We start from the raw sequence: 20,951 nt of genomic DNA, 5'->3' as shown, positions 1-20,951 counted from the left end.
CAACGGCAAGCTGGAGCGCAAGGCGTTGCCGGCGCCGGATGTGAGCCAGCAGCAGGCCTACGTGGCACCGCGCAGTGAGTTGGAGCAGCGTATTGCGCAGATCTGGCAAGAGGTGCTCAAGGTCGAGCAAGTAGGCCTGCACGACAACTTCTTCGAGCTGGGCGGTGACTCGATCATCTCGATCCAGGTAGTCAGCCGGGCGCGTCAGGCCGGTATCCGCTTCACTCCCAAGGATCTGTTCGAGCAACAGACCGTGCAGCAATTGGCCGGGGTCGCCCGGGTTGGCGAGGCGGCACTGGCGATCGACCAGAGCCCCCTGCAGGGCGACACGCCGCTGTTGCCGTTCCAGCAGGTGTTCTTCGACACCGAGATCCCCGAACGCCATCACTGGAACCAGTCGGTCCTGCTCAAGGCCGGCGAGACATTGCAGGCTGAACTGCTGGAGCAGGCACTGCAAGCGCTGGTGCGCCATCACGATGCCTTGCGCCTGAGCTTCGTCGAGCAGGCCGAAGGCTGGCAGGCGCGCTTCCTCGACCTGGATGCCGTGCAGGCGCTGTGGCAGCGCGAGCCACTGTTGTGGCGTGCCACGGCCAATGACGAGCACACCTTGCAGGCCATCGGCGACGAAGCCCAGCGCAGCCTCGACCTGGGCCAGGGCCGCCTGGTGCGCGGCGTGCTGGTCGATTGTGCCGAGGGTGAGCAACGACTGCTGCTGGTGATCCATCACCTGGCGGTCGATGGCGTGTCCTGGCGCATCTTCCTCGAGGACCTGCAGCGCGCCTACCAGGCGCTGGTCGACGGCCAGGCCACCGTGCTGCCGGCCAAGACCAGCTCGGTGCGCCAGTGGGCCGAGCGTCTGCAGGGCTATGCCCGCGACGAGCGTCGGCAAGCCGAGCTGCAATTCTGGCAAACCCAGCTGCAAGGCCTGGCCACGGCGCTACCGCTGGACCGTGCCGGCAGCCTGGCGCGCCGCCATGCACGGACCGTGCATACCCACCTGGACCCGGTCGTCACCCGCCAGCTGTTGCAGCAGGCGCCAGCGGCCTACCGCACCCAGGTCAACGACTTGTTGCTCAGTGCCTTGGCGCGGGTGATCGCCGGTTGGACCGGCAACAATGCAGTGCTGGTGCAGCTGGAAGGCCATGGTCGCGAGGCGTTGTTCGACGACATCGACCTGGTGCGCAGCGTCGGCTGGTTCACCAGCCTGTATCCGGCACGCCTGGACGCCCACGCCGAGATCGGCGCGACCATCAAGCAGGTCAAGGAGCAGTTGCGTGCCATTCCCGACAAGGGCCTGGGCTACTCGGCGCTGCGCCACCTCGGTGACCCTGCCAGCCGTGCGGCATTGGCGGCACTGCCTGAGGCGGGCATCACCTTCAACTACCTGGGCCAGTTCGATGCCGGTGGCGACGCCGACCAGCCGGCCTTGCTGGCGCTGTGCGCGGGCGCCAAGGGTGACGAACAGGATCTCGAGGCGCCGCTGGGCAACAGCCTGACCCTGAACGGCCAGGTGTTCGACGGCGTCTTCAGCATGGCTTGGACCTTCAGCGCCGAGCAGTTCGATGACGCCACCGTGCAGGCCCTGGCCGACGCCTATGGCGCGCAGCTGCAGGCGATGGTCGCCCATTGCCTGGCAGCAGAGCACGGCGGCGTCACGCCGAGCGACTTCCCGCTGGCGGCGTTGACCCAGGCGCAGCTCGACGAGCTGCCGATAGCGGCGGCGCACATTGAGGACATCTATGCGCTGGCACCCATGCAGCGCGGCATGCTGTTCCATACCTTGTACGAGGCCGAGGGCGGGGACTACCTCAACCAGATGAGCCTGGCGGTCGACGGGCTCGACCCGCAACGCTTCCGTGCCGCCTGGCAGGCCACCCTCGACGAACACGAAGTACTGCGCAGCAGCTTTGTCTGGGAAGGGCTGGACGAGCCGGTGCAGGTGGTGCACAAGCACCTGGCGCTGCCGTTCCAGTGCCTGGACTGGCGTGGCCGCGACGATCAGCAGGCGGCGCTCGAGGCCCTGGCGCACGCAGAGTTGACGCAAGGTTTCGAACTCGGTGCCGCGCCACTGCTGCGGGTATTGCTGGTGCAGCTGGACGACACCTGTTATCAGTTGATCCAGACCCACCATCACATTCTCATGGATGGCTGGAGCCATTCGCAGTTGATGGCCGAAGTACTGCAGCGCTACAACGGCAACACGCTGCCGGCCAGGGTCGGTCGCTATCGCGATTACATCGCCTGGCTGCAGCGTCAGGACGCGGCCAAGGCCGAGGGCTTCTGGCGTGGCCAGCTGGCCCTGCTCGAGGAACCGACGCGCCTGGTGCAGGCCATGGCCAACCTGCGTGCCAAGGATGCCCCGACCCAGGGGCATGGCGAGCTTGTTCGCCTGCTCGACGCGCAGCAGACGGCAGCCCTCGCAGGTTTCGCACGGCAGCAGAAAGTCACCGTCAACACCGTGGTCCAGGCGGCCTGGCTGCTGCTGCTGCAGCGCCAGACCGGACAGGATGCGGTGGCCTTCGGTGCCACGGTGGCCGGGCGCTCCGCCGAGGTTCGTGGCGCCGAGCAGCAGGTCGGCTTGTTCATCAACACGCTGCCGGTGGTGGCCGCGCCCCTGCCAGAGCAGCGCGTCGGCCAGTGGCTGCAGCAGGTCCAGGCGCAGAACCTGGCGCTGCGCGAGTTCGAGCACACGCCGCTGTTCGAGGTTCAGCGTTGGTCCGGCCATGGCGCCGAATCGCTGTTCGATACCCTCATGGTGTTCGAGAACTACCCGGTCGCCGAGGCGCTCGAGCAGGAGGCACCGGCGGGGCTGAGTTTCTCCGGGATCGACAATCACGAGCAGACCAACTACCCGTTGACCCTGTCGGTCACCCTCGGGGCCAGCCTGCACCTGCACTTCAGCTACACCCACGCGGCCTTCAGTGCGGCGATGACCGCGCAGTTGGCCAACCGTCTGGTCAAACTGCTGGCGTCGATGCAGGACGATGCCGACGCGCCGCTCAGCGAACTGGCCTGGCTGGAGGCCGATGAGTCGCGACGGCTGGTGCATGACTGGAGCACGGCGGCGTTCGACTGCCCGAGCGATGAGCCGGTGCATGTGCTGTTCGAAGCCCAGGCAGCGCGCACGCCCGAGGCCCCGGCGTTGTTGTTCGAAGACCGGCAACTGAGCTATCGGGCACTGAACGAGCAGGCCAACCAACTGGCGCGCAAGCTGGTCGAGCAGGGAGTGGGTCCGGATGTGCTGGTGGGCATCGCCGCCGACCGTGGCCTGGAGATGATCGTTGGCCTGCTGGCGGTGCTCAAGGCCGGCGGCGGCTATGTGCCGCTCGACCCCAGCTACCCGCAGGACCGCCTGTTGTGCATGATCGAGGACAGTCGCATTGCCTTGCTGCTTGGCCATGCCGAAGTGGTTGGCCGCCTGGCGGTGCCCGACAGCTTGCCGCGCCTGTTGCTGGACCAGCCGCAGCACTGGGCGCGGTACGCCACCGACAACCTGGTCAACCGGGTGCATGGCGAACACCTGGCGTACGTCATGTTCACCTCCGGCTCCACGGGCCGACCCAAGGGCGTGGGCATCAGTCAGCGCGCGCTGACCCGGCATGCCTTCGTGTCCGTCGGTTTCTTTGGGCTGAGCGCCGAGGACCGTGGGCTGCAGTTTTCCACCTTCAACTTCGACGGCTTCGTCGAGCAGTTGTATCCGCCGCTGATCTGCGGCGCCAGCGTGGTCTTGCGCGGTAACGAGATCTGGGACAGCGAAACGTTCTACCGCGAACTGATCGACAAGGACATCAGTGTGGTCGACCTGACCACCGCCTACTGGAACATGCTGGCCAAGGACTTCGCCGCCCAGGCGCCACGCGCCTATGGTCGCCTGCGCCAGGTGCACAGCGGTGGCGAAGCGATGCCGGTTGAAGGCCTGGCCGCCTGGCAGGCCGCGGGCCTGGGCCATGTGCGCCTGCTCAACACCTATGGCCCGACCGAGGCCACGGTGACGGTGAGCACCCTCGATTGCAGCGACTACGTCAATGGCCGCGAGCCGTTGCCGTTGACCCTGTCCATTGGCCGGGCCCTGCCAGGGCGCAGCCTGTACCTGCTGGACGATCATGGCCAACCCGCCGCGGTGGGGGTGGTCGGTGAGTTGATGATTGGCGGTGAGTTGCTGGCGCGCGGTTATTTCGGCCGCCCGGGGCTGACCGCCGAGCGCTTCCTGCCTGACCCGTTTGCCGCCGATGGTGGTCGTTTGTACCGCACCGGTGACCTGGTTCGTTATCGCGAGGACGGGCTGATCGACTACATCGGTCGGGTCGACCACCAGGTGAAGATTCGCGGTTTCCGTATCGAGCTGGGTGAAATCGAGGCACGCCTGGTCGAGCACCCGCAGGTGCATGAAGCGGTGGTGGTGGCGCGCAAGGCCGCCAGCGGCCACCAGCTGGTTGGCTACTACGTGGCGCGTGACCAAGCGCAGGGCGCGGATACCGCGTTGTTGCGCGAGTCGCTGCGCGAGCACCTCAAGGCGTTGTTGCCGGACTACATGGTGCCCGCCTACCTGGTGGCCTTGCCGCGCCTGCCGCTGAGCCCCAACGGCAAGCTGGATCGCAAGGCACTGCCGGAGGTTGACACCAGCGAACTGCAGCAAGCCTACGAGGCGCCGCGCGATGCCCTGCAGGCCACCCTGGCGACGATCTGGCAGGACGTGCTGCACCTTGAGCGCGTTGGCATCAGCGACAACTTCTTCGAGTTGGGTGGTGATTCGATCGTCTCGATCCAGGTGGTCAGCCGGGCGCGTCGCGCCGGTATCGTGTTCACCCCGAAACAGCTGTTCGAACAGCAGACCATCGCCGCGCTGGCGGCGGTGGCCAGCCATGACGGCGGCGACCCTGCGCGGCAGCAGGAGGCGCTCAGCGGCGCGTTGCCGGCCTTGCCGGTGCTGGCCGACGCCGGCGCGCAGTGGATGCAGTGGCGCGTGCCGGCGACGCTGGACCGGGCGCGGCTCGAGCAGGCGCTGGGGGCGCTGGTCGGCCATCACGACAGCTTGCGCGTGCGTGTTGCCGTGGAGGGCAACGAGTACTTGCCGCTGGAGGCCCTGCAAACAGCCTGGCAGGCGCAACCCTTGCTAATCGACGGCGATGCGCAGGCCGCGCAGCGCCAGGTGCTGGCCGAGGGCCTGGCGCCGACGGCGGGTATTCTATTGCGCGCCGCCCTGGGCCCGGTGATCGAGGGGCAGCGCAACCTGCTGCTGGTCGGTGCCGGCGAAGTGCTCGACAGCCACTCGTGGACGCTGCTCGGGCAGGACCTGCAGGCGCTTTGCGAGCAGCGCGTGTTGCCGGCCAAGACGCATTCGCTACGCCATTGGCTGGCGCAGCGCCCGGCGTCGAGCCACGTCCAGGGGCCTGTGGCGCCGTGCCTGACGGCCTTGGCGCAAACCACGGCGCAACCAGGGACGTTCAGCCTTGATGAGCGCCTGCCGGTCAACCTTGGCCAGCCATTGCTGGGCCTGGCCCCGGCCGCCTACCGCAGCGATGCGGGCGAACTGCTGCTGACCGCCCTGGTGTTGTGCCTGGGCGCCGACAGCGAGCTGCCGTCGATCGCCGTGGCCGCCCAGACCGGCCGCCTTGTCGCGACCTGCGACCTGACGCGCAGCGTCGGGCCATTCGCCGGCCGCCAGGTCCTGCACCTGCCGCTGGCAAGCGACCTGGCCAGTGCCATCAAGGCTGTCAAGGAAGGCGTGCGCGGCGGGCAAGCCGGCGCGCAGCCGCTGCCGGCCATTGCCTTCACCTACGCGACCAGGCCGGCCTCTACGGCCGATGCCTGGCCAGTGCTGGGCCAAGGCTTGGTCAACGCACCGGCGGGGCTGCATTTGCAGGTCACCCAGCAGGATGAGCGCTTGCACCTGCACTGGACCCTCGAAGGGTGTTACCAGGCAGCAGACCTGCAACGTCTCGCCGCGCGCTACCAGGCGCAGCTGCAACGGCTGGTGGAGCATTGCCTCGACCCGCACAACCAAGGCGTGACACCCTCGGACTTCCCATTGGCGGCCCTGACCCAGCGCGACCTTGACCAACTGCCGGTGGCCGCGGTGGACATCGAGGATATCTACCCGCTGTCGCCGATGCAGGAGGGCATGCTGTTCCACAGCGTCAGCGACGATGATGGCGAGCTGTACATCAACCAGTCGAGCATGAGCATCGACGGCCTGGATGTGCCGCGCCTGCGCCAAGCCTGGATGTTCGTCACCGAGCGGCATGCCGTGCAACGCAGCAGCTTCCACTGGCAGGCCGGGCTGAGCAAACCCTTGCAAGTGGTGCACCGGCATGTCGAACTGGACCTGCGCGAACTCGACTGGCGTGACGCGGCAGTGGACGAGCAACGCCTTGCCGAGCTGGCGCGCGAGGAGCGCGAGCGCGGCTTCGAGTTGTCCAGCGCGCCACTGCACCGGGTGTTGCTGGTGCGCCTGAGCGAGACGCGGCACCAGATGATCTGGACCAGCCACCACATCCTGATGGATGGCTGGAGCAGCTCGCGGCTGTTCGCCGAGGTCCTGCAACATTATGCCGGGCAGGCGCTGCCGGAGCAGGTGGGGCATTACCGCGACTTCATCGCTTGGCTGGTGAACCAGGATCGGGTCGCCCTGGAGCAGTTCTGGCGCGAGCGCCTGCGCCCGCTGGAGGAACCGACCCTGCTCAGCCAGGCGGTGCATCCGCGTCACGAGGTGGCATTGTCGGGGCACCAGGCGCTGTACTCGCACTGGGACTCGGCGCGCACCACCCAGTTGCAGCAGCGTTGCCGCGACCTGCGCATCACCCTCAACACCTTGGTGCAGGCTGCCTGGCTACTGGTGTTGCAGCGCTACACCGGGCAGACCACCCTGGCCTTCGGCGCCACCGTGGCCGGGCGCCCGGAGAGCCTGCCGGGTGCCGACAGCATGCTCGGCCTGTTCATCAATACCTTGCCGGTGATCCAGACCCTGGAGCCGACGCAGCCCCTGGAGCAGTGGTTGCACGCGCTGCAGCACTACAACCTGGACATCCGCGATTACTCCCAGGCACCGTTGGCGGACGTGCAGCGCTGGGCCGGGCTGGGCGCCCAGGGCTTGTTCGACAGCATCATCGTGTTCGAGAACTACCCGATCGACGAGCGCCTGAACGAGGAAATCGACACCGGCCTGAGTTTCGGCGCCAGTGCCAGCCAGGGCCTGACCAACTTCCCGATGGACCTGGCCGTCAGCCTCAGCGACCGCCTGACCATCGAGTACATGTACCTGCGCAACAGCTTCGCCGCCGAGGCGGTGGAGGGGATCCGCGCGTGCATGGAGCAAACCCTGGACGCCTTGCTCGAAGCGCCGGCGGACCTGGCGCTGGGCAACCTGCCGCGGCTGGCGACGGCGCAGCAGCAGGCGCTGCAGGGCTGGAGCGCGGCGCCGCAGGCGAGCCACCAGGCCCTGGACCTGCCGCAGTTGATCGCCCACCATGCCGAGCGGCAACCCCAGGCCATCGCCGTGCAGTGTGGCCAGGCCAGCCTGGACTACGCCACCCTCGAGCAGCGGGCCAATCGCCTGGCCCATGCCCTGCAAGCCCAGGGCGCGGGGCCGGAGCGGGTGGTCGGCGTGGCCATGCAGCGTTCGCCTGAACTGCTGGTGGCGCTGCTGGCGGTGTTCAAGAGTGGCGCGGCCTACGTACCACTGGATATCGACTATCCGCCGGAGCGCCTGGCCTACATGATCGAGGATTCGGGCATGAGCCTGCTGTTGACCGAGCAGGCCCTGCGCGCACGCTTCGACCTGCCGGCGACCCTGGCGGTGCTCGAAGTCGACCGCTGCGACACCCACGCCTATCCGGCGCAGGCACCGTCGAGCGGGATTCGCGAGCACTCGCTGGCGTACCTGATCTACACCTCCGGCTCCACCGGACGCCCGAAAGGCGTCGCCGTGGCCCATGGGCCGATCAGCGCGCATTGCCAGGCTATCGTCGAGCTGTATGAAATGGATGCCCACAGCCGCGAACTGCACTTCATGTCGTTCGCCTTCGACGGCGCCCATGAGCGCTGGCTGAGCACGCTGCTGGCCGGCGGTACCCTGGTGCTGCGCGACAACGAACTGTGGACGCCGGAGCAGACCTGCGCGGCCCTGCATCGCCATGGCATCACCATCGCCTGCTTCCCGCCGGCCTACCTCAAGCAACTGGCCGAGTTCGTCCAGGCCAGCGCCGAGCCGGCGCCGCCGGTGCGTATCTACTGCTTCGGTGGTGACGCGGTGCCCGAGCAGACCTACGAGCAGGTCAAGGCCGCGCTCAAGCCGCGCTACTTCACCAACGGCTATGGCCCCACCGAAACCGTGGTCACGCCCATGCTGTGGAAGGCCGACAGCATGGAGCGCTGCGCGGCGGCCTACGCGCCAATCGGCCGCGCGGTCGGGCCGCGTGCGTTGTACGTGCTTGATGACGACCTGCGCCCGTTGCCGGCCGGCTTTGCCGGGGAACTCTACATCGGCGGTTATGGCGTGGCGCGTGGTTATCACCGCCGCCCGGACGCCAGTGCCGAGCGCTTCGTGCCCAACCCGTTCAGCGCCGACGGCGACCGCCTGTACCGCACCGGCGACCTGGTGCGCCTGCGCGCCGACGGGATCATCGACTACGTTGGCCGTATCGACCATCAGGTCAAGATCCGCGGTTTCCGTATCGAACTGGGCGAGATCGAGGCCCGTCTGCGCCAACAGGCGCAGGTGGACGATGCATTGGTCATCGCTCGCGAAAGCCCCTCGGGCAAGCAACTGATCGGCTACGTGGTGAGCGCCGCCGGCGAAGGGCTGGGCAACGAACTCAAGGCGGCCCTGCGCCAGGTGCTACCGGAGTACATGGTGCCGGCGCAGATCGTCTGCCTGGCGCGCTTCCCGCTGACACCCAATGGCAAGATCGACCGCCGCGGCCTGCCCGAGCCACAGTTCGAGGCGGCCCGCTACGTGGCACCGCGCAACCCGCGCGAACAGTGGCTGGCGCAGATCTGGGAGGACGTGCTGCAGGTGGAGCAGGTGGGCATCACCGACAACTTCTTCGAGCTGGGTGGCGACTCGATCCTCAGCCTGCAGGTGATTTCCCGAGTGCGTAACCACCCGACCCTGGAGATGGACCTCAAGCTGCGCGACCTGATGCGCCACCAGAGCATCGAAGCGCTGTTCGACCAGGGCGCGGCCCAGCGTCGTGGCCCGCAGCAGGACCTCACGCAACTGGCCGGGGAGGGGTTGTTCAACCTGATACCGATCCAGCAGTGGTTCTTCGACCAGCAGATGGAGGCGCCGCATCACTTCAACCAGTCGCTGATGTTGCGCGCCAGCCAGCCGCTTGATGGCGTGGCCCTGGAAAAGGCCTTGCTGCAGGTGGTGCGCCACCATGACAGCCTGCGCCTGCGCTTCCGCCAGGAAAACGGTCGCTGGTACCAGTACTACGACACCCTGGCCGGCAGCTGTGAATGGATCTGGCATCGGGATGTGGCCGATGCCCAGGCGCTCAACGAGCTGGTCAACGCGGCGCAGCGCAGCCTCGACCTGGTCGACGGGCCGGTGATTCGCGTGGTGCATGCACAGATGGCCGACGGCGAAAGCCGCCTGATGATCGCCATTCACCACCTGGTGATCGACGGGGTGTCCTGGCGCATCCTCCTGCAGGACCTGCAGCAGGCCTATGCGGCCTGCGCCGCGGGGGACGAGGCGGTGCTGCCGATCCGTACCAGCAGCTTCCGTTCCTGGGCCGAGTCGTTGCAAGGCGAGGCGCCCAACCTGGCGGCGAACGAGCTCGACTACTGGCTCGCGCAGCTCGACCAGACCAGCACCGAGCTGCCTTGCGACAACCCGCGCGGGCGCAACGAGATGCAGTTCGAGGCCAGCGCCCAGATCAAGCTCAGCGAGCGCGAGACAGCGCGGTTGCTCAAGGAAGTGCCGGCGGTGTACCAGACCCAGATCAACGACATCCTGCTCACGGCGTTGAGCCGCGTGCTGTGTCGCTGGAGCGAGGCCGAGTCGGTGCTGCTGCAGTTCGAGGGCCATGGCCGCGAGGACCTGTTCGAGGCGCTGGACCTGAGCCGCACCCTGGGTTGGTTCACCAGCATGTACCCGCTGCGTCTGCAGCCGGGGCTGGGCGCGGACTTCGGCAGCTCGATCAAGGCGGTTCGCCAGCAGCTGGCGCAGGTCCCGAACAAGGGCCTGGGCTACGGCATCCTGCGGCACATGGCGGCGCCGGAGATCGCCGAGCGCTTCGCTGGCCTGCCAGAGGCGCGGGTGACCTTCAACTACATGGGGCAGTTCGACCAGACCTTCGAGGAGGACGGGCTGTTGTCGCCGGCCAGCGAAAGCTCCGGTGCCCAGTTTGCGCCACGGGCTCCGATGAGCAACTGGCTGGAGGTGACCGGCCAGGTGTACGACGGGCAAATGTCGTTGCTGTGCTTCTACAGTACCCGGCGTTACCGCGCGAGCACGGTCGAGGCATTGATGGAGGCGTTCCGCGAGGAGCTGCTGCACATGATCGAGCACTGCCTGGCGCACACCACGCCGGCATGATCCGACTGCACGCACGCCCCTCGCCGGGCGTGCGTTGCCCACTTTCAGGAATTTCACATGACCCTGCATCCCGATATCGGCGCGTTTCTCGACCTGGCCGATGAAGCCCAGGCGCGCCAACCGGCCTTCCACCAGATGAGCGCCGAACAAGCCCGCGCGGCGTTCGAACAGACCACCCGGCAGCTCAGCTGGCCGGCCCCACAGGACTTGGACGTGCAGGCCCTGCACATCGACAGCCGCGACGGCCAGGCACTGGAATTACGCCTGTACCGCCCGCATGGGCTGGGCGCCGGCCCCCATGGCCTGGTGCTGTACCTGCATGGCGGCGGCTACGTGGTGGGCAGCCTCGACTCCCATGACGGCGTGTGCCGCGAGCTGTGCCAGCGCAGCGGCTTCCCGGTGCTGGCGGTGGGCTACCGCCTGGCGCCGCAGCACAAGTTCCCCACCGCGTTGCACGATTGCACCGATGTACTGCACTGGCTCAAGGCCCAGGCGCCGGCGATGGGCATCGACCTGGCCCGGGTGGCGCTGGTTGGCGACAGCGTCGGCGCCAGCCTGGCCACGGTGCTGGCGATCGAGGCCGCGCGCCTGGGCGCCGAGGCGCCGCTGACCCCGTGCCTGCAGCTGCTGTGCTACCCGATGACCGATGCATCGCAGGCCAGCGAGTCGATGGCGCTGTTCGCCGAAGGCTATTTGCTGGAAGCCCCGACCCTGGAATGGTTCTACCAGCAGTACGCGCGTAGCGCCGAGGACCGCCGCGATTGGCGTTTCTCGCCATTGCTGGCCGAGGACCTGAGCGGCTCGGCGCCGGCGGTGGTGGCGGTGGCAGGTTTCGACCCGCTGCTCGATGAGGGGCTGGCCTACGCCCGACGCCTGCGCGAGAGCGGCGTGCAGGTGGAGTTGCTGGAGTACCGCGAGCTGACCCACGACCTGCTGCGCATGCGCAGCGTGGTGCCGGCGGTGGAGCAGGTGCATGAACAGTTGGCGGGGGTGATTCGCCGCTACTTGTCGGCCTGAACCGCGCACAATGTAAAACGCCCGATGCAGCCAGCGCTGCATCGGGCGTTTTCGCTTGCCTGGGGCTGAGTCAGAAGGTGCCGCGCAGGGTCAGCATGTAGTTGCGTGGTTCGCCGTACCAGTTGCCTTTCTCGCTGGTGCCGACGGTCTGGTAGTAGCGCTTGTCGAACAGGTTGTTGGCGTTGACCGCGGCGGTCCAGTGCTGATCGATGCGGTACTCGAGCAGGCTGTTCCATACTGCGTAGCCGGCCTGCTCGTAGGCGAACGGGGTGCTGACACTGTCGCGCACCACTTCACCCTGGATGTAGTTGCGGCTCTGGATATTGGCGCCTACGCCGACCTTCCAGCGCTCCAGGTCGCCCGGCAGCTGGTAGGTGGTGAAGAACTTGAACAGGTGCTTGGGCGTCTGCGAGCTGAGCGGCTTGCCTACGTTGTCGGCGGTACCGGACTTGCGGTACTCGTTCATGTTGAAGGTGTAGCCGGCGGACATTTCCCAGCCCGGCAGCAGTTCGCCGCTGATCTCGGTGTCCCAGCCACGGCTGACGATTTCGCCACCGTTGACGTAGCAGCAGGAGTTGGCCGCGGTGGACGGGCCACCGATGTACACGCCTTCGTTTTCACGTTTGACGTAGTACAGGGCGCTGGAGAAGTTCAGGCGCCCGTCGTAGAACGCGCTTTTCACCCCCACCTCGTAGGTCTTGCCTTCGATTGGCGCGATCGGGCCGAACGAGCTGCTGAGCATGCTGGTCTGTGGCTGGTAGATCTCCGAGTAGCTGGTGTACAGCGACCAGTTCTCGTCGACGTCGTAGACCAGGCCGCCGTAGTAGGTGATGTTGCCGGAGTCCTTGCCACCGGAGGTGTAGGTCGAGGTGCTGCCGTCCGCGTTGGGCACCACGCTGAACAGCGCGTCCTCGAAGTCGTTGTAGCGGGCACCGACGATCAGCTTGAGCGGATCGGTCAGTTGCGCCTTGAGGGTCATGTAGCCGCCGGTCTTCTTCGCGTCCCAGGTCGGGAAGGTGTACAACAGGCCAGGGTGGCTGCCCTTGGGCAGCGAACCGATGTCGGTGTTGTACAGGTCCACCGGGGTGACTTCGGTGTTGGTGCTGTGGTCGGCGTACATCCGGTGGATGTTCGAGTGGTCAGCGCCGATCAGCAGCTCGTGCTCGCGGCCGAACGCCTCGAAGGTGCCGTGGATGTTGGCGGCGAACAGCTGCTGGACGTTCTCGTAGTCACGCAGGATGCGCTGGAAGTTGGCCTGGGTGCCGGTCTGCAGGTTCGGTGGGCTGATGACCTGGCCGAGGTCGTGGCTGGTGTTGAATTTGCTGAAGGTGTAGCTGAACTCGCCTTTCCAGTTCTCGTTGAAGGCCTGCTCGAGCTTGGTGAAGGCTTCCATGCGTTCGTTGTTGGCGGACGACCAGTCGGCGGCCAGCGAGGTCTTGCGCGACAGCCCCAGGTCTTCGCCACTGCTGGAACGCACCAGGCCCTGGTCCCAGTAGCCGTCCATGTCGCGTTTTTCGTAGCTGCCGCCGAAGGTCAGCAGGGTGTCCGGCGTCAGGTCGGCTTCGAGCACGCCGAAGAATGCCTGCTTCTGGCTGTTGGAGCCGTGGTAGAAGTAGTCGCGGTCCTCGTAGGCGGCGGCGAAGCGGCCACGCAGCTTGCCGTCGAAGCCCATGGGGCCGGTCACGTCGACTTCCTGGCGATAGTTGGCCCAGCTGCCGGCGGAGCTGGCGAGCTTGACCTGGTTGTGGTCCAGGGCGCGCTTGCGCACCAGGTTGATGGTGCCGCCAGGCTCGCCGTTGCCGGTGTTCATGCCGTCGGAGCCGCGCAGCACTTCGACGTGGTCGTACTGGATCATGTCCGGCAGGGTCTGGTAGGTCTCCTCGCGCATCGACGGCGCGCCGCTGTCGGTGGTGAAGCTACTGACCTTGAAGCCGCGCGAGTAGATCTGCACATCGTTGTCGTTGCCACCGACCAGGGTGATGCCGGGGGCCTGCTTGAGCACTTGCTCGACGTTGTGCAAGCCCTGGTCCTCGATGCGCTGGCTGCTGATCACCGATACCGACTGCGGGATCTCGCGCATGGCGGTGGGGGTCTTGCCGCCCACGGTGACCGCGCCGGCGGTGTAGGAGCCGGTGTTCTCGGTGATGTTGCCCAACTGCGAGGCGGTGACCGAAGTGGTGTCGAGGTTGATCGCGCCGCTGCTGGTGTCAAATCCCCCGTTCAGGGTCACCACGTTGCCTTCGACCTGGTAGGTGATGCCGGTACCCTGGAGCAATCGGCGCAGCGCATCGATGCTGTCGATGCGGCCCTGGATCGCATTGGCGCGCAGGCTGCCGACGGTGTCCGGGCTGTACAGAATCTGCAGGTTGGCCTGGTGTCCGAGTGCCTGCAGGGCGCTGGAAAGCGACTGCGCAGGAATGTTCAGCTCGACCACCTCGGCATGCGCCTGGGTGCAACTGAGCGCCAGGGTGACACCGAGGGCAAGCAAGGTCTTCGGGTGAGGGAAGCGGGAGCGAGGGGCACGTACGTCGGGGCTGCTCATTCGAGTCTTGTCCGTAGTTGGGGTGGCAGTCTAATTGAGAATTATTACTACTGGGGAATGAGACGCACGAATCGTAGGAAACCGGAAAAGTTTCCTGCGATTCGTGGTTTGGGGTCAGGCCAGGGCGCGTTCGCTGACCACCCGGCCGGCTTCCATGCGCACCAGCTGGTCGGCGATATCGAAGTAGCGATCGTCGTGGGAGATCACGATGATGGTCTTGCCCAGGCGCTTGAGGTCCGGCAGCAGCTCGGTATAGAAGATGCGGCGGAAGGTCGGGTCCTGGTCGGCGGCCCACTCGTCGAACACCAGGATCGGGCGCTCTTCGAGCCAGGCGTTGATCAACGCCAGGCGCTTGCGTTGGCCGGTCGACAGGTCGGTGGTGGTGAAGCGGCCGTCCTGCACGCTGACCTTGTGGGCGATCTCCAGGCGTTGCAGGTAGGCGTTGGCGTCTTCGGGGATGTGCTGGTCACCCTGGACGATGTCATCGAACAGGTAGTAGTCGGCGAAGATCGTGGTGAATAGCTGCCGGTAGTCATCGCGCTGCTCGGCCTGGACCGCCTTGCCATCGAGGCGTACCTCACCCTGTTGCGGCGCGTACAGGCCCAGCAGCAGCTTGATCAGTGTGGTCTTGCCACAGCCGTTCTCGCCAACGATGAAGGTGATCTCGCCCTGTTCGATGCGCAGGTTCACCGGCCCCAGGCAGAACGGCGTGGCGCCGGGCACCGGGTCGAAGGCATAGCGCACGTTGCTCAGTTCCAGGCTGTGTATCGCCTGGGGGCTGGGCGTGTTGTCGGTCAGCGGCAGGTGCGGCTCGGGCGAGGAGAACTGCTCGGACAGCTGGGCGATACGCTGGAAGGCGATACGCGCGCGACCGATGATCGGCAGGGTGCCGATCAGGTGTTCCAGCGGGCCTTTCATGTATAGCAGCACCAGCACGAAGCCACTCATCACCGCCGGGTTGTCGGCGGGCCAGAGCGACTGCATGACCAAGGCGACGCCAATCACCACGAAGAACAGCATGGAGCCGAACGACTTGGCGATGACGAAGGTATTGATCGAGCGGATCTGGGTGCGGCAGATGAAGTCGGCGGTGGCCTGCACCCCATGCACGAACATGCGGTGGCGGCGGCGTCGGTGGATGCGCAGTTCCTTGGCGCCGTCGGCGATCGCATTGTACTGGCGCTGCAGGTCGTCCTCGGCGGCGCGGGCGCTGTCGAAGCCCTTCAGGCCGATGGACTGGGCGATGGACTGGGCGCCCATGCCGATCGCGATCGCCACGATCAACAGTAGGAACATCGGCCAGGACAGCATTGCCAGGTAGCCCAGGCAGCCGAGCGTCACGGTGAAAGAGATGGCCAGTGGCGCGAAGGCGAAGGCGAAGTCGCTGATGGTGTCGACGTCATGGGTCAGCACCGGGATCAGGCGATGGCTGCGATAGCGCTCGATCTGGTCGATCGGCGCCGCCAGGACCTTCTCCCCCAGGCTCTTGCGCAGGCTGGCGATGATGTTCTGGCCGACATGGTTGGTACCGATGTCGGACAGGATCGAGCAGCACAGGGCGGTCACGCACAGGCCGGCGAAGGCCAGCAGGGCGCCCTGGCCCAGGCCGCCCTCCTGGTGCAAGGCATTGTTGATGGTGGCCAGCAGCGCGGTGACGCTCAGGCCGCCAATCATGCCCAGGACGATCGAGATGGCCACGATGGGCCAGAATGGGCGCAGCAGCGGGAACAGCTGGCCGAGCGCCCCGCGGTTTTTTGCGGTCATGTCGAGGGCTCGTCAGGCGTTGGTCAGGGGCAGCAACTGTTCGGTGTCGCGCACCGCGTCCGGGGCCAGCTTGCCCAGGCTGTGGTACAGCGACTGGCCGATTTCGGCGGCGCGCATCGGCAGGACCGACAGCAAGGTATCGCTCAGGCCGTGGGACTGTTCACAGAAGCCTTGCAGGTAGACCGCGGCCTCCAGCTTGCCGCTGCCGATGGCGCGGTAGTCGCGGTCGACCTCGAAGTCCTGCAGGTATTCGGCCAGTGGCGCCAACAGGTCGCGGTGGGTGCGGCGTTCGTAGCCGGTGGCGAGGATCACCGCGTCATAGCGATGGGTGAGCTGGCCGTTGGTGGCCAGGTCGCGCAAGGTGAGCTCGATGCCTTCGGCGGTATCCACGGCTTTTTCCACCTGGCGGCGGCACAGGACCGAGTGGCGGAACTGGTGCGAGACCTTCTGCCGGTACAGCACGCCATAGATGCGCTCGATCAGGTTCAGGTCGACCACCGAGTAGTTGGTGTTGTGGTACTCGTCGATGATCTTGCGGCGTTCGGCCGGTGGCTGGTCGAACACCAGGTCGGTGTACTGCGGGGCGAAGATCTCGTTGACGAACGGGCTGTCATCGGCGGGCTTGAGTGCCGAGGAGCGCAGGATCATGTCGACCTTGACCGACGGGTAGCTGTCGTTGAGGTCGATGAACGCCTCGGCGGCACTCTGCCCGGAACCAATGATGGCGATGCGCATCGGCTTGCCCTTGGCGCAAGGCAGTTTCTCCAGGGCGCTGAGGTAGCTGGAGTGGTGGAACACCCGAGGGTCATCCTTGAACGGGCGGAACAGCTCGGGCACTTTCGGCGTGCCGCCGGTGCCGACCACCACGCTGCGGGTGCGACGAGTGTATTCCTTGCCTTGCTGGTCGCGGGCGATCACCCGCAGGTGGGCGACGCGGCCGTTTTCCAGTTCCGGTTCGATGCGCAGCACCTGCTCGCCGTAGCGGGCCTGGTGGCTGAAGTGCTCGGCCACCCAGCGCAGGTAGTCGTTGAATTCCAGGCGGCAGGGGTAGAAGGTGCCGAGGTTGACGAAGTCGACCAGGCGGTTGTTGCTGTGCAGGTAGTTGACGAAGCTGTAGGGGCTGGTGGGGTTGCGCAGCGAGACCAGGTCCTTGAGGAAGGAAATCTGCAGTTCGCTCTGGCTGGCCAGGGTGTCGCCGTGCCAGCGGTAGTGGGTCTGCTTGTCCAGGAACAGGGCGTCGAGCTTGTGGCCGGTGCTCTGCTCCAGTTCCTGCAGCGCGATGGCCAGGGCCAGGTTGGAGGGGCCGAAACCGACCGTGATCAGGTCGTGGATCTTGTTCGAAGCGTTCGTCTGACTCATGGGGCAGTCCATTCGTTGGGAGTAGATTCCCTGTAAACGACTGGCTGCCTGGCTAATTTACCGCCTGGCCGGGATCGCCGACCAGGCGTTGTCGTCGATCAGAGCTCGCGGGCCACGCGCACGCCGAGCCAATCGCCGCGTTCGCTGCGTACCACGGTGTTGCGGTTGCCCGAGCGCGAGAAGATCGGTGCCTCGCCCCAGTCGTTGCCGCGGATCTGCGCGGTCTTGCAGTTGCCGGTCATCCAGGCGCTGCCATCGCTCGGCGCGCCCTCGTAGCTGTCGTGCCAGCAGTCGGCGACCCATTCGTAGACATTGCCGTGCATGTCGTACATGCCGAAGGCATTGGGCTTGAAACTGCCGACCGGCGAGCTGTAGCTGAAACCGTCGGTAGGGCCGTAGACATTGGCGTGCTGGCTGATCTGGTAGTCGCCGTCCTTGTCGAACGGGAAGGGGAACGGCCCGGTGCTGCCGGCGCGGGCGGCATATTCGCGCTCGGCCTCGCTGACCATGCGGTAGTGCTGGCCGGTCTTCTTCGACAGCCATGCCACATAGCGTTCGACGTCGGCGTAGTCCATGCATACGGCGGGCTGACGCGGGCCTTGTTTGTAGCTGGGCTTGCCATTGCTGCAGCGCCGGCCCGGGCGCTCGTCGCCGTCGGCCAGCACCGTGCCGGTTGCCTTCTGGTAGGCGGCCCATTCCCCGGCGGTAATCTGGAAACGGCTCATGGCGAACGGCTTGGCGAAGGTCACCTGGTGCATCGGGCCTTCGTCATCCTGGCGGCCCTGTTCATCGTCGGGGGTGCCCATCATGAAGCTGCCGGCAGGCAGCACTACCATTTCCGGGCAGGTCTTGTCGCAGTCGCGAAACACCGTGCCGGGGGTGTGCGACGGTTGCGCGGCCAGGGCCGGCAGGCTGCAGGCGGCCAGCACGGCGGCCAGGGTGAGGCGGTGCAGAGGTGCGCTCATGGGAGATGCCTTGTTCAAAGTTGCTGGGTAATGAGGGCCATGACCCGGTCGATCTGCCGCTCGTCGTTGAGCAGGCTCGGGGCCAGGCGGATCACCGGGCCGACGTCGCGAGCCACCGCGTCGCACATCACCTTGTTGGCGCACAGGTGGGCGGCCACGGCGTCCGGATCACGATCCTTGATGCGCAGGAAGGTGAAACCGGCGGAGAACTGTTCGCTGCGCGGGGTCACCAGCTGGATCTGGCGGTGCTCGGTCAGGCGCTGTTTGAGCAGGCTGTTGAGCTGGTGGATGCGCTGCTGCACCTCGGCCTTGCCCAGCTGCAGGTGCAGCTTGAACGCTTCGCCGGCGGCCCAGCGATGCTCGAAGGCGTGGTAGCCGCCTGGGGTCATGATGGTGGCGAAGTCTTCGTCGCGGGAGAAGGTGGCGACGCTGGGCACCAGGTGCTGCATGCCGGTGGAGGCGGCGCAGATGATCCCGGTGCCGCGCGGGCCGAACATCCACTTGTGGGTGCCGGCGATGAAGTAGTCGCAATTGAAGTCGGCGAAGCAGGCGTTTTCCACGCCGAAGCCATGCACGCCGTCGACCACATACAGAATGCGCTCGGCTTCGCTGCGCTCGCGGTTGTGCCGGCGCACCAGTTCACCGATCTCGCCCACCGGCAGCTTGACGCCACTGCCAGAGTGCACCCAGGTCATGCCCAGCACCCGGGTGTTGGGCTTGATGGCCTTGTCGAGGGTGCTCAGCACCTGGTCGGTGGACACCGTCCACGGGTCGTCGAACAGACGGATCTTGCGCACCGCGGTGCCCTGGCGCTGGTTGCGGAACTCCAGCGTCTTCTGCGCGCAATAGTGCTCGTGCTCGGTAATCAGGATCTCCTGCCCGGCGCCGACTTTGAGGCCGCCATAGATCATCGCCAGGCCTTCGGTGGTGCTGCCGGTCAGGGCGATCTGGCGCGGGCCTACTTCCAGGTAGCGCGCGGCCCACTCGCGTACTTCATCCTCGCGCTGCCATTCGTACTGGCTTTCCCAGTCCATCAGCGCGGCGGGGTTGCGGTCGAGGTCGGCGCGGTGGCGGTCGATGGCGGCCTGAACCGGGCGTGGGTGGGCGGTGACCAGGAAGTTGGCGAAGTGCGCCACGTTGGGGTCGAGGGGGAACAGCTCACGCAGGTTGCGCCATTTGTCGGCGCCGCCCAGCGGCTTGTCGGGCGTATCGGCCAGGGCCTGGGGCAGCAGCGGCAGGCTGGCGGCCAGCAGGCCGGCCTGCTTGAGAAAGGTGCGACGGTTGTTCATGGAGGACAGGCTCGACTCAACGGTTGGCGACGGGGTGGGCGGACTTCTGCACCTGCTCCCAGACGCGCAGGAAATTGCCCGCCCAGAGTTTGCCGATGTCGGTTTCGCTGTAGCCGCGGCTGAGCAGCTCGGCGGTGACGTTGCGGATCTCGCTGACATCTTTCCAGCCATCCAGGCCGCCGCCGTCGTTGAAGTCCGAGCTGATGCCGACATGGTCGATGCCGACTTTCTTCACCGTGTAGTCGATGGCGTCGACGTACTGCTTGAGGGTCGCCTTGGGCTCTTCTTCGAGGATGCCGTACAGGGCGCTGGCGTATTCGCCGAAGCGCTGCTCGGGCCAGATGGCGATCACCGCGTCGCCCGGCATCAGCGCATTGGCCAGGCCCTGCAGCGGCTGCAGGTCGAAGCGCACGCGCAAGGCCTCGAGCTTGTCCAGCACCGGCTTGCCCAGCGGCTTGAGATACTGGCCGAAGCCGACCACCTGGATGACTCCGCCGCTGTCCTTGATCAGCTGCATCTCCTTGTCGGAGAGGTTGCGCGGGATGTCCACCAGCGCCCGGGGCGCCGAGTGCGAGGCGACGAAGGGCGCGCGCGACAGGCGGGCGACGTCCTCCAGGGCCAGGGTCGACATCTGCGACACATCGATGATCACGCCCAGGTCGTTGAGGCGCTTGACCGCCTGTTCACCGATCGGTGACAGGCCGCCGAGGGCGTCGGCGCTGTCGTTGAAGAACGGCAGCGGGCGCGAGGAGTCGGCCCAGTCGTTGTTGCCGGTGTAGCTGAAGCCGAACATGCGCATGCCGCGCGCGGCCCACAGGTCCAGCTGCGCCAGGTCGTGGCCGAGCGGGTAGGCGTTGAGCATGCTGATGAAGATGGCGAACTTGCCTTCGCCATTGAGGCGGCGAAAGTCCTCGGGGGTGTACGCGATGCCGACCTGGTTGGGGAAGTCGCGGACCATGCCGCTGATGATCTTGTAGCGGGCTTCCTGTTCCTGGCGCGCCGCGTCGACGAAGCCGGGGGTGGGGCGGTGCGGGGCGTTGGCGCCGTTCCAGATCTCCGGCCAGCCGAAGATGGTCAACGCCGCGCCCGACAAGCGACCCTTGCCGGCCTTGGCCAGGTCGAACTGGCCAGGGCCGTCCTTGTCCAGTTCGTGGCCGGCGGCGCCCAGGTCCAGGGGCACGGTGATGTGGCTGTCGAACGACAGCATGTGCTCGTGCAAGGCATTGGCCTGCTCGACGACCTGGCGTGGGTAGCCGGCCTCGCGTGGCCAGTAGAGGTAGCCGGCGGCGCTGCCCAGGGCGACCGCCAGGGCCAGCGGCAGGCCGATGTACAGGGCTTTGCGGGAACGGGTCTTGGTCATTGCCATCTCGTTGCGGACTGATCGGATCGGCCTGCCGGCAAACGCGGGCAGGGCTCGGGTATCAGGTGGACGAGTGGCGCGCGGGCAAATTTATCCGCGCGCGGCATTCAAG

8 protein-coding genes are annotated in these 20,951 nt (G+C 66.5%); 2 read left to right on the top strand and 6 right to left on the bottom strand.

Annotated elements, in window-relative coordinates; translation table 11 throughout:
* Positions 1–10,543 (top strand): amino acid adenylation domain-containing protein (locus ACODS5_RS20350; protein ID WP_489109519.1); only part of this gene is annotated, 10,543 nt, incomplete at its 5' end.
* Between the two features lie 57 nt (positions 10,544–10,600).
* Positions 10,601–11,560 carry an alpha/beta hydrolase gene (locus tag ACODS5_RS20345; RefSeq protein WP_134693777.1) on the top strand — a complete coding sequence of 320 codons (960 nt, stop codon included), beginning with the start codon at positions 10,601–10,603 and terminating at the stop codon, positions 11,558–11,560.
* Positions 11,561–11,630: 70 nt separating this feature from the next.
* Here the strand turns inward: ACODS5_RS20345 and ACODS5_RS20340 are convergent, their stop codons facing one another.
* The 6 genes from ACODS5_RS20340 to pvdM form a co-directional block, all read right to left on the bottom strand.
* A complete protein-coding gene (locus ACODS5_RS20340; RefSeq protein WP_489109518.1) occupies positions 11,631–14,102 on the bottom strand; it encodes a TonB-dependent siderophore receptor in 2,472 nt (823 codons plus the stop codon).
* A gap of 114 nt (positions 14,103–14,216) precedes the next feature.
* Entirely contained in the window at positions 14,217–15,866 is a 1,650-nt protein-coding gene (locus tag ACODS5_RS20335; protein ID WP_489109517.1) for a cyclic peptide export ABC transporter, read from the bottom strand.
* A 12-nt stretch (positions 15,867–15,878) separates the two neighbouring features.
* The gene (locus tag ACODS5_RS20330) at positions 15,879–17,225 is read right to left on the bottom strand and encodes a lysine N(6)-hydroxylase/L-ornithine N(5)-oxygenase family protein (RefSeq protein ID WP_134693780.1); all 1,347 of its coding nucleotides are present in this window, start codon (positions 17,223–17,225) and stop codon (positions 15,879–15,881) included.
* 98 nt (positions 17,226–17,323) lie between these two features.
* Positions 17,324–18,190, bottom strand: coding sequence for a dihydropyoverdine dehydrogenase (gene pvdO, locus ACODS5_RS20325; RefSeq protein ID WP_489109516.1), 867 nt, complete (start codon positions 18,188–18,190; stop codon positions 17,324–17,326).
* A 14-nt stretch (positions 18,191–18,204) separates the two neighbouring features.
* Entirely contained in the window at positions 18,205–19,479 is a 1,275-nt protein-coding gene (gene pvdN, locus ACODS5_RS20320; protein ID WP_489109515.1) for a pyoverdine-tailoring periplasmic protein PvdN, read from the bottom strand.
* Positions 19,480–19,495: 16 nt separating this feature from the next.
* On the bottom strand, positions 19,496–20,839 hold the full coding sequence (gene pvdM / locus ACODS5_RS20315; protein ID WP_134693783.1) for a pyoverdine-tailoring dipeptidase-like protein PvdM: 1,344 nt from the start codon (positions 20,837–20,839) through the stop codon (positions 19,496–19,498).
* Positions 20,840–20,951: the final 112 nt, after the last annotated feature.

Source organism: Pseudomonas sp. FG47 (assembly GCF_057809115.1).
This window is presented reverse-complemented; position numbering and strand designations above follow the sequence as displayed.

Excerpts from the sequence above, each read along its gene's own strand:
- pvdN (WP_489109515.1), bottom strand. The coding sequence starts at position 19,479 with ATGAACAACCGTCGCACCTTTCTCAAGCAGGCCGGCCTGCTGGCCGCC.
- ACODS5_RS20340 (WP_489109518.1), bottom strand. The coding sequence starts at position 14,102 with ATGAGCAGCCCCGACGTACGTGCCCCTCGCTCCCGCTTCCCTCACCCG.
- ACODS5_RS20335 (WP_489109517.1), bottom strand. The coding sequence starts at position 15,866 with ATGACCGCAAAAAACCGCGGGGCGCTCGGCCAGCTGTTCCCGCTGCTG.
- pvdO (WP_489109516.1), bottom strand. The coding sequence starts at position 18,190 with ATGAGCGCACCTCTGCACCGCCTCACCCTGGCCGCCGTGCTGGCCGCC.
- ACODS5_RS20330 (WP_134693780.1), bottom strand. The coding sequence starts at position 17,225 with ATGAGTCAGACGAACGCTTCGAACAAGATCCACGACCTGATCACGGTC.
- ACODS5_RS20345 (WP_134693777.1), top strand. The coding sequence starts at position 10,601 with ATGACCCTGCATCCCGATATCGGCGCGTTTCTCGACCTGGCCGATGAA.
- pvdM (WP_134693783.1), bottom strand. The coding sequence starts at position 20,839 with ATGACCAAGACCCGTTCCCGCAAAGCCCTGTACATCGGCCTGCCGCTG.